This window comes from Thermococcus sp. 101 C5, assembly GCF_009372125.1.
Classification (GTDB): Archaea; Methanobacteriota_B; Thermococci; order Thermococcales; family Thermococcaceae; genus Thermococcus_A; species Thermococcus_A bergensis.
In genome coordinates this window covers 1-7,495 of the sequence record NZ_WHIZ01000079.1, presented here as the reverse complement: position 1 = coordinate 7,495, position 7,495 = coordinate 1, and the positions used below count along the sequence as shown (strand labels likewise).

General features: G+C 42.4%; 13 protein-coding genes. 3 read left to right on the top strand and 10 right to left on the bottom strand.

The features are described 5' to 3' along the window. Window positions 1-57: 57 nt before the first annotated feature. Together GBV73_RS09960 and GBV73_RS09955 are read right to left on the bottom strand one after the other, a co-directional pair. The gene (locus GBV73_RS09960; protein WP_152881098.1) at window positions 58-1,176 is read right to left on the bottom strand and encodes an RNA-guided endonuclease TnpB family protein; all 1,119 of its coding nucleotides are present in this window, start codon (window positions 1,174-1,176) and stop codon (window positions 58-60) included. Then, window positions 1,151-1,759 (bottom strand): IS607 family transposase, encoded by a 609-nt coding sequence (locus GBV73_RS09955; RefSeq protein WP_042697895.1) that lies wholly within the window; start codon window positions 1,757-1,759, stop codon window positions 1,151-1,153. The genes GBV73_RS09960 and GBV73_RS09955 overlap by 26 nt, the downstream gene beginning before the upstream one ends. A 198-nt stretch (window positions 1,760-1,957) precedes the next feature. Here GBV73_RS09955 and GBV73_RS09950 point away from each other — a divergent pair, with 198 nt between their 5' ends. Then, the gene (locus GBV73_RS09950; RefSeq protein ID WP_152881096.1) at window positions 1,958-2,248 is read left to right on the top strand and encodes a MazG nucleotide pyrophosphohydrolase domain-containing protein; all 291 of its coding nucleotides are present in this window, start codon (window positions 1,958-1,960) and stop codon (window positions 2,246-2,248) included. A gap of 22 nt (window positions 2,249-2,270) precedes the next feature. Here GBV73_RS09950 and GBV73_RS09945 read toward each other — a convergent pair whose 3' ends face one another. The 5 genes from GBV73_RS09945 to GBV73_RS09920 all read right to left on the bottom strand — a co-directional run bounded on the left by GBV73_RS09945 (window position 2,271) and on the right by GBV73_RS09920 (window position 4,299). After that, window positions 2,271-2,699 carry a type II toxin-antitoxin system VapC family toxin gene (locus GBV73_RS09945; RefSeq protein WP_042698143.1) on the bottom strand — a complete coding sequence of 143 codons (429 nt, stop codon included), beginning with the start codon at window positions 2,697-2,699 and terminating at the stop codon, window positions 2,271-2,273. Beyond that, window positions 2,684-2,947 carry a hypothetical protein gene (locus GBV73_RS09940; protein ID WP_253910354.1) on the bottom strand — a complete coding sequence of 88 codons (264 nt, stop codon included), beginning with the start codon at window positions 2,945-2,947 and terminating at the stop codon, window positions 2,684-2,686. The genes GBV73_RS09945 and GBV73_RS09940 overlap by 16 nt, the downstream gene beginning before the upstream one ends. A 154-nt stretch (window positions 2,948-3,101) precedes the next feature. Next, window positions 3,102-3,320, bottom strand: a complete 219-nt coding sequence (locus GBV73_RS09935) for a DUF2283 domain-containing protein (protein WP_004067493.1) — start codon at window positions 3,318-3,320, stop codon at window positions 3,102-3,104. A gap of 72 nt (window positions 3,321-3,392) precedes the next feature. Further along, a complete protein-coding gene (locus GBV73_RS09925; RefSeq protein WP_152881092.1) occupies window positions 3,393-3,998 on the bottom strand; it encodes a nucleotidyltransferase domain-containing protein in 606 nt (201 codons plus the stop codon). Then, window positions 3,964-4,299, bottom strand: a complete 336-nt coding sequence (locus tag GBV73_RS09920) for a hypothetical protein (protein WP_152881089.1) — start codon at window positions 4,297-4,299, stop codon at window positions 3,964-3,966. The genes GBV73_RS09925 and GBV73_RS09920 overlap by 35 nt, the downstream gene beginning before the upstream one ends. Window positions 4,300-4,603: 304 nt before the next feature. Between GBV73_RS09920 and GBV73_RS09915 the strand changes: the two genes are divergently transcribed. Then, window positions 4,604-4,831, top strand: a complete 228-nt coding sequence (locus GBV73_RS09915) for a hypothetical protein (RefSeq protein WP_004067487.1) — start codon at window positions 4,604-4,606, stop codon at window positions 4,829-4,831. Continuing rightward, complete coding sequence (locus tag GBV73_RS09910; RefSeq protein WP_004067485.1) at window positions 4,812-5,228, top strand: PIN domain-containing protein; 417 nt, start codon at window positions 4,812-4,814, stop codon at window positions 5,226-5,228. Before GBV73_RS09915 ends, GBV73_RS09910 begins: the two co-directional genes overlap by 20 nt. Window positions 5,229-5,315: 87 nt before the next feature. Here GBV73_RS09910 and GBV73_RS09905 read toward each other — a convergent pair whose 3' ends face one another. The 3 genes from GBV73_RS09905 to GBV73_RS11245 all read right to left on the bottom strand — a co-directional run. Then, on the bottom strand, window positions 5,316-6,569 hold the full coding sequence (locus tag GBV73_RS09905) for an RNA-guided endonuclease TnpB family protein (protein WP_152881087.1): 1,254 nt from the start codon (window positions 6,567-6,569) through the stop codon (window positions 5,316-5,318). Next, the gene (locus GBV73_RS09900; RefSeq protein WP_152881085.1) at window positions 6,562-7,191 is read right to left on the bottom strand and encodes an IS607 family transposase; all 630 of its coding nucleotides are present in this window, start codon (window positions 7,189-7,191) and stop codon (window positions 6,562-6,564) included. The genes GBV73_RS09905 and GBV73_RS09900 overlap by 8 nt, the downstream gene beginning before the upstream one ends. Window positions 7,192-7,251: 60 nt before the next feature. Then, the coding region (locus tag GBV73_RS11245; RefSeq protein ID WP_216643944.1) for a hypothetical protein at window positions 7,252-7,495 on the bottom strand (244 nt) is incomplete at its 5' end.

The following is a 7,495-nucleotide window of genomic DNA, read 5'->3' as shown; positions in this document are numbered from 1 at the left end:
TATGACTCAAAACCATTTAAGCTTTACGGAACCAAAAATATTCAAATGTTCCGGTAGTTATCGTTTAAAGAACAGCCCCGAGCCCCACATCCGAAGGTTCAAGACAGCAATAAAATCCCTATCCTCGACCAAACCGCAGTTAGAGCACTTCATTAACCGCCCCTCTTGGGGTATTAGCTGACCCCCGCATGCGGGGCAAGTGCGGGAAGAATTTCTCGGATTAACATAAACAACAGGAACACCGAACCATTTGGCCTTGTACTCGATTAGCCTTTGCAGTTCACGAGCATTCCACTTTGAGATTTTCCTATTAAAATCTTTTGAACCGTTTAACACTTTCTCCTTTATTCCTCTCAGATCTTCGAGAATTATACCCATCCTCTTTCTGTAGGCAATCTCAACGATTTTGTTAGCCAACTTATGGAGAAAGTCTCTCATCCTGTTTCTCTCCCTTCCAGAGTACTTTTCCAGCAATTCCCCACTCAGCCTCCTATTCCATGCTGAAATCCTCTGGATTTTCTGCCTCTTCACTTCATAAACCCTGTGGGTGTGATAAAGCCCTCTTGTATCAAAATGATAAACTGTCAGTCCAGCGAGGGCTGTAATGTTTGTGAGGTTGATGTCTATACTCATCCAGTCTTTCGGCTCAAAATATTCTACGCTTTTTACGAAGTTTAGGATGAGTTTCTCTGGAAACAAAAACAAACCGCCGAGTTTTACTTTCCCCTCTTTGATTTCCTCAAGAAGAGGATGCAGGTAGTGATATTTCGCTAGGTCAATCTCAAGATAGTACTCTCTCGGCACTATTGTTATTTTCAGCCTTGTCCCTTTTAGTCTGAAGAGTGTGGACTTCACGTAAACGAGTTTCTTTTTCAGCCTTGGTTTCTGAACTTTCTTTCCTTTCTTGAGTTTTCGCTTGTATGACTTCACAAGACCAAGCATTTGGTTTATTGCGGAGTCAACGTAGTGGGCAGCGTAGCTCCAGTTTTCCAACAGTTTGTCCCTAAGTTGCTTTCTCTCAACCTTCGTGAATTTTTTGGCATTGAGAATTTCTTGGAGTGTAGTCTTTGCCATGTTGTGATACTCTTCAATAAAGTTTAGAATAACATCGTTGGCCCGGAGGGGAATTGAGTACGCCCTGACGATGGTTTCATTCTTGGAAGAGCTGTTTTGCATTCTCCACAACCTCTTCATACTTGCGGGAGCGCATTCCGTACAGCTTGCCGGCAAAGTGCGAGATTATTGCTATCAGGTCTTCAATGAGTTCTTCTCTTGGCTCTTTTTGAAGTTCTCCATTGATTACTATTATCTCTGTTCCAAAGGCTTGGAAGAGCGTTTTTAAAGTTTCAAAACCGAATCGTGTTAACCTGTCGGAGTATGTAATGATGACTTTCGAGACTTCCTTGTTTGTCACCATTTTGAGGAGCTTCTGGTAGTTTTTCCTCTTTTCGTTTAACCCTGAGCCAATATCCTTGAGGATTTCAATGTCCCAACCTTTCTCTTTTGCGAATTCTTTTATCGTTTGGACTTGTCTGTTCAAATCATCTTTTTGAGTTCTGCTTGAGACTCTTGCATATCCAATTATTTTCCTTTCCTCTTGAATCCCAAGTATTCTCTTGATTTCGCTTTCTGGAATTCTTCTTCGACCCCCAACTGTTCTGACAACCCTGATTTTCCCTTGTTTGTCCCAATTCTGAAGTGTTTTTACAGTAACTCCAAGGATTTTTGAGGCTTCTTTTAGAGTATAATGCCTCTCCATGCTACCCCTGATATAGAATACGCACACATCCTTTATATGTTTTTCTATTGTTTTCCATGAAATTACACAAAAAGAAAAACAATCAAAAACGGCTAACCTTTAAAAGGCTCCCGAGAATTTAGAGTCAGGCAATGAGGAGAGCGAATTGCGCTGAGTGGTGATGACAACTCAACCCGAGCCGTTAATAGGGGTGAGAGAATGCACATAAGGGAGTTTCAGGAGCTGATTAGGGGGCTTTACTTTCACAGGGACGAGAAGAGGGGCTTGGAGAAGACGTTCCTCTGGTTTACCGAGGAAGTGGGCGAGCTAGCGGAAGCCCTTAGGAAAGGAGACAGAGAGGCAATGGAAGAGGAGTTTGCGGATGTTTTAGCGTGGCTGGTTAGCTTGGCCAACATAGCCGGCATTGATGTTGAAGATGCCGCAAAGAAGAAGTATCCCGGCGTATGCCCCTACTGCGGGAAGAATCCCTGCGAATGCGAGAAGGAGTGAAAGCAAAAGTGAGAATTTAGAGCTACACCGCCCTTTTGAACCCATACGTCTCAAAGTCTTTGTCGAAGGTAAAGGCTTCTCTAATCTTTAACCTCTCCATTATCGCAAAGCTCAAGCAATCTATAACATCCATGCCGTTCTGGTCTTCATACTGCTCAAATATTCTCCAGGCCTTTTCCCAGTCTTCCTCTGTTTCTTTTTCAATGACTATAACCCTGCTATTGGTGTAGCTTTTATAGAGCTGAACTGCGGTCTTCTTGTTAACCCTCTTTGAAACTCCATTGAGGAACTCCACCAGTACGGGTCTGCCAACAACGAACTTTATGCCGCCCCTAATAGATTTTTCAAAAAATTCTCTTGCTTTTTTATGATTCTTATCTGTTTTGCTGGCTAACGCTATCATTGCACTCGTGTCCATGTAAATCAGCTCTGGCTTCACTCGCTTTGCCATTCTACCGTCCCCCAGTCTTCCCGCTCGCTTGCATCCTCTTCAAGCTCCAGAACCCCTATGGTGTCCCAAATCGGATCTTTCTGGATTAGCTTTTCAACCTCTTTTTTGTGCTTCTTTGCGTATTCTTCCAAAGCCTCCCTCGCTATTTCCTTTAGACTTTTGCCTCTCAGGATGGCAAGCATTTTGAGAACCTCATGGGTCTCGTCATCAACCTCGGTTTGAACATGAATGCCCATGTTATCACCCAATCGTAAGTATTGCATCTAATATTGATAAATTTTTCCATTAGATGAATTGAGGTCAATATATTATAAAACATTAAACCGCTTGAAAAAAGCCAATACTCCTTAGCTCTTCAGAAGAAGTTGGGGAGTTTAAAGAGAGCAAGTTTAGAAGAAATCTTTAGGTTTTTGCCTTTTGAGTTTTTGTGTACTTCTCTATCTCCCTCAAAGCGTTTATTATGACTTTCTCGCCAGCATTCCATATCTCTATTCCCATTATTCTGCCGTTTTCATCATACTCTATCCAGACGTCCTCATCCACCTCATCAGTGTCAAAAACTTCTCCCTCTTTTATCAATATATACAGGATATCCGCCTTTGGGTCATACCGAACCTTCATAACTCAATCCACCTCTTGCTTTCCAATCTCCTCTTAACTATCTTTTCAAGGTTTCTACTAACATCTCACGGGCTAAAGGCCCTTAACTCCAAACATTAAATAGCTCTCAAACTTTACTCCCCAAAAGTCCAAGAACTCCTTAAACCTGTATGCCTCCTCTATCGGAACCAACACCACCCAAGGGCCTAGGTACCTACCGCTTAGCTCCTTTATAATGCCTCCCTTTCCGTCTCTCCCTTTTAATGCAAATTGAAACTTAGTCTTCTCATTACCCTCTAACCTAGACACATCCAGGACAAAGAGGGCGTAGCTTTCACCATTTAGTAGCTCATGGATAGGCTTCCCCTTTGTGAGGGAAAACCCTTCTATGATAATTCCAGGGGAGGCTAGGTAATTTGGATCAAACAGATCCTCCAGGTTAAGGGCCTTAACGTCTAGCTTATCATGGGGAAAGCCCAAGTCCAAAAGCCTTTGTTTGAACTCAAAGGCTAGATCAAAACGGTCATCTTCCCTTGCCTTCCTCAGGATTAGCATAAAGTCATAATCGTTAGGCTCCCCTTTCCCCTTTACTGAAGACCCATAGAGGACTATATCAAAGACTTTCTTATGAGTTTTTTTGAACTTCTTGGCCGTTTCCATGAGCCTATTCAATTCTGTCGGTAAGTTGAAGAACTGCATCCCTCAATCCCTCCACTTCTCTTTTTCTAACTGTAGTTTGATATGTGTCCCTGTAAAAGGAAAAGAACTTATCCACTACCCTATATAGATCATGGTAGTGCTCCCTCAAAATCCTAAATCTGTGAGTGTGGTTATCTGGTTCCTCGTTCAAGTCCCTCTTAATTATATAATCGCAAATACCTACCAAAGCTTTAAAGTATAGGATAAGAGAGGCGTTATATTTTCTCTGCTTATAAGCTATTTCCCCCATTTCTATGTATTCCTTAATATTGGCCCTTAGGCGTTCTAAATCTATTGGCATGATATTAACCCTCCGTAATTTTAATTACAAAAAAAGCATATAAAAGCTTTTCTGTAAGAATTATTACAAAAGGTGAGGAACCTTTGAATTCCACTCCCCGCTTAGTCTATCTCTATGTGTTAGTTGTGTCTTTAGAAAAGGCACATAAAATCAATTTTTTCATGGGAAGACTCCTCTGGAGGGAGTTATACACTCCTCTTTTCCTGCTAATCTGACATCTTCCCCGCCCTGGAGGGCGAGGCTTTTAAGAGAAAAAGTAAGGGTTAAAAAGTTTAGAGGATAACCCTTATACAGCGGTGAGATTATGAAAGAGATTGTGATAAAAGTCCCCAATAATGTGGACGAAACTTTAATTCGGCTTATAAGGAGAACGGTTAGAAAGGAAATTCTCATAGATTCAATGCTCAAAAAAATTGAGAAAGAACTTGAGAGTTCTGAATTAACAGAGAAAGACATAGAGAGAATTACCGAAGAGATCAAAAAAGAAAGAGCAAAATACTGGAGGGAAAAACTTGGACTCACTCGTAGTTGATACAAACGTCCTTTTCTCCTTCTTCAAGGCTGATTCCACTACAAGAAAACTTATAAGAAAGCTGAGGGGAATTTTGGACTTATATACTCCTGAATATGCATATGATGAACTTCAAAAGTACAAGAGCGAAATAATCAAAAAGTCCAAGATTTCTCCTGAAAGATTTGAAGAGATTTTGGGTATACTGTCCCACATAGTCATCCCAATCCCAGAAAGTGAATATGCAGACAAAATTCAAGAAGCCGTTGAGATTACTCCAGATCTCGGGGATATAGATTTTGTCGCTTTAGCCTTGAAGCTTAACTGCCCAATATGGAGCAACGACAAGAAGCTCAAAAACCTCAAAAACGTGCAGGTTTTAGATACAAAAGAAGTTGTGGATCTCCTCCAAGACTAATCGCCCAAAACGTAAACTATCGCTTTGCAAGAGTCCAAGTCGTTCTCGTAGATGCACCTGTTGTAGGGGTCTGTCCGTCGTGAGCTTTTATGAGTAAGTGTGAGTGAACCTCCGGCCGTTCAAATCAACTCTCACGACGGACTTGGGCTTCATCACGTTCAGCTCCCCTCCGGGTTCATCGGGGAGCAAATCATCACGCTCAGCCCCACTCAGGGCGACCCCAAGTCCCCGCACGAAAACGTTGAAAGCACCAACAAACTGCCTATCCGCCTTAAACCCACAGTTAGGACACTCCACCAGCCCGTTTCGGGACTCTAACCTACTCCCACACACCGGGCAGGTGGATGAGGTGTAAGCAGGATTAACAAACTCTACGGGAACACGATAAGAAAGCTTTCCAACAATCTTCTTCCAAGTGGCACGGGAGAGCTTCCTGTTAAACTTCCTCGAACCATTCTGGAGCATTTTGAACTTGTTCAAATCCTCGAAGACAAAAACCGCATCGGGAAACTCCCTCGAAAGCTGGACTGCGAGCTTGTTCAGGTAATCCTCAATCCTGTTTCTCCTCCTAGTCCAGTATTTTTTAAGCAATAAACCAATCCTCTTCGGAGCTTTCCGCTGAACGCTTTTTAGCATATCAATAATTCTGTCATACGTCTCGGCAACCCTGTGCAGTTCGCTCAAGTCCACTCTAATCCAGCCTTTTTCAGGGTGAAAGATGTCGAGGCTCATTAAGTTGCTGTCAATACCGATTTTGATTCTTCCAGAGAACTCGACTTCCTTTGAGAAAGTTAGTAGGACATCGTTCTTCCTAATTATCAACTCGCCAACATTCCAGTTCTTGACCTTTTCATAGAACCATTCTTTTGAGAAGTCCAGCTCAAGGTATTTCTCACGTGGTCTAACGGTTATCCTAACTTTTGAGTCTTCAACCTTCATCAAGGTTGTTTTCACTCGGACAAACTTTCCTTTAACGACTGGTTTTACTCTCTTTCTCTTTCCTTTGAGGTAGTTCTGTCTCCAGCTTTTGAGGATTGAATAAGCGGTCTTTATTGCAGAATCAACGTAGTGCTTGGCGAAAGGCCACTCTCGGAGGAGTTCGTTCCTCAGTTTTCGCTTGAACTCATTAGACTGCGGAAAATAGGGGATTAAGCGAGTTGTCCCGTAGTAGCGATAATTTTTTCTTCCGAGAGAATATCTATGCTTAACTCTCTTTTCTTTCCAAGTCGTGTTTTCCCATATTTCGTCGATCGCTCTTTGGAGGAGTTTTTGGTATTCTTTGAGGAACAAATCAATGTTCCAGTTGTGGGGCATTCTGTATGTTAAAACAACTTTAGTCATTCTCGACCTCCTCGATTAGTTTTTTCACGCCTTCCTTGAGCTTTTTGTATTTGTGGGAGCGCATTCCGTAGAGCTTTCCAGCGAAGTGCGAGATTATGGTTATTAAGTCTTCAATGAGTTCTTCTCGTGGAGAGTTTTCTTTGTCGTTGATAATGATTATCTCTGCACCGTTCTCCTTGAAGAAGAATTCGAGAGTTTTGAAACCGAAACGAGTGAGCCTGTCGGGGTAGGTGATGATAACTTTTGAGACTTCCCCGTTTGTCACAAGTTCGAGAAGCTTACGGTAGTTCTTCCTGTCCTCGTTCAACCCTGGGCCGATGTCCGTGAGTATTTGGACTTGCCAGCCTCGTTCTTTTGCGTATTGCTCTATTGCTTTGACTTGTCTTTCTAAGTCGTCTTTTTGTGTGTGGCTTGAGACCCTTGCGTAGCCGAGTATTAGACCTTTCTCTTCGTTTATGCCGAGGAGTCTTTTTATTTCGCTTTCTGGTATTCTTCTTCTCCCGCCGGGTGTTCTAACGGTTCTGATTTTCCCTTCTCTATCCCATTTTTGGATTGTCTTGGGGTGGACGCCGAGTATCTCACTCGCCTTCTTCACCGTGTAAAGCTTCTCTTTCACTACCATACACCCACATTTATTCACAAAAAGTTTTAAGGCTTTCGCTTAGGAAGGGCGTGTTTAGTTTCACCTCCTGTTATTTAAACAGTACTTGACTCTGAGGAGGATTTTCAGACCATAACACATTACCCCAAGCAAAATTCGGGTTACAGTAGTCTTTTTCAGAAAACAGGGGATCCTACTGCCAAACCAAGTTGTAAACGCACCCCAGAACCCCTCATGAGGATTCCTATGCCTGTACTCTTCTTCAGAAAACACTCTGTCTCTCTTCTTACTACCAAAACCACCTGGAGCGTTCTTAGTTTTCTTA

Coding starts and splice junctions, on each gene's coding strand:
- GBV73_RS09925 (WP_152881092.1), bottom strand. CDS start 3,998: ATGCAGTTCTTCAACTTACCGACAGAATTGAATAGGCTCATGGAAACG.
- GBV73_RS09900 (WP_152881085.1), bottom strand. CDS start 7,191: ATGGTAGTGAAAGAGAAGCTTTACACGGTGAAGAAGGCGAGTGAGATA.
- GBV73_RS09915 (WP_004067487.1), top strand. CDS start 4,604: ATGAAAGAGATTGTGATAAAAGTCCCCAATAATGTGGACGAAACTTTA.
- GBV73_RS09945 (WP_042698143.1), bottom strand. CDS start 2,699: ATGGCAAAGCGAGTGAAGCCAGAGCTGATTTACATGGACACGAGTGCA.
- GBV73_RS09955 (WP_042697895.1), bottom strand. CDS start 1,759: ATGGAGAGGCATTATACTCTAAAAGAAGCCTCAAAAATCCTTGGAGTT.
- GBV73_RS09950 (WP_152881096.1), top strand. CDS start 1,958: ATGCACATAAGGGAGTTTCAGGAGCTGATTAGGGGGCTTTACTTTCAC.
- GBV73_RS09960 (WP_152881098.1), bottom strand. CDS start 1,176: ATGCAAAACAGCTCTTCCAAGAATGAAACCATCGTCAGGGCGTACTCA.
- GBV73_RS09905 (WP_152881087.1), bottom strand. CDS start 6,569: ATGACTAAAGTTGTTTTAACATACAGAATGCCCCACAACTGGAACATT.
- GBV73_RS09935 (WP_004067493.1), bottom strand. CDS start 3,320: ATGAAGGTTCGGTATGACCCAAAGGCGGATATCCTGTATATATTGATA.
- GBV73_RS09920 (WP_152881089.1), bottom strand. CDS start 4,299: ATGCCAATAGATTTAGAACGCCTAAGGGCCAATATTAAGGAATACATA.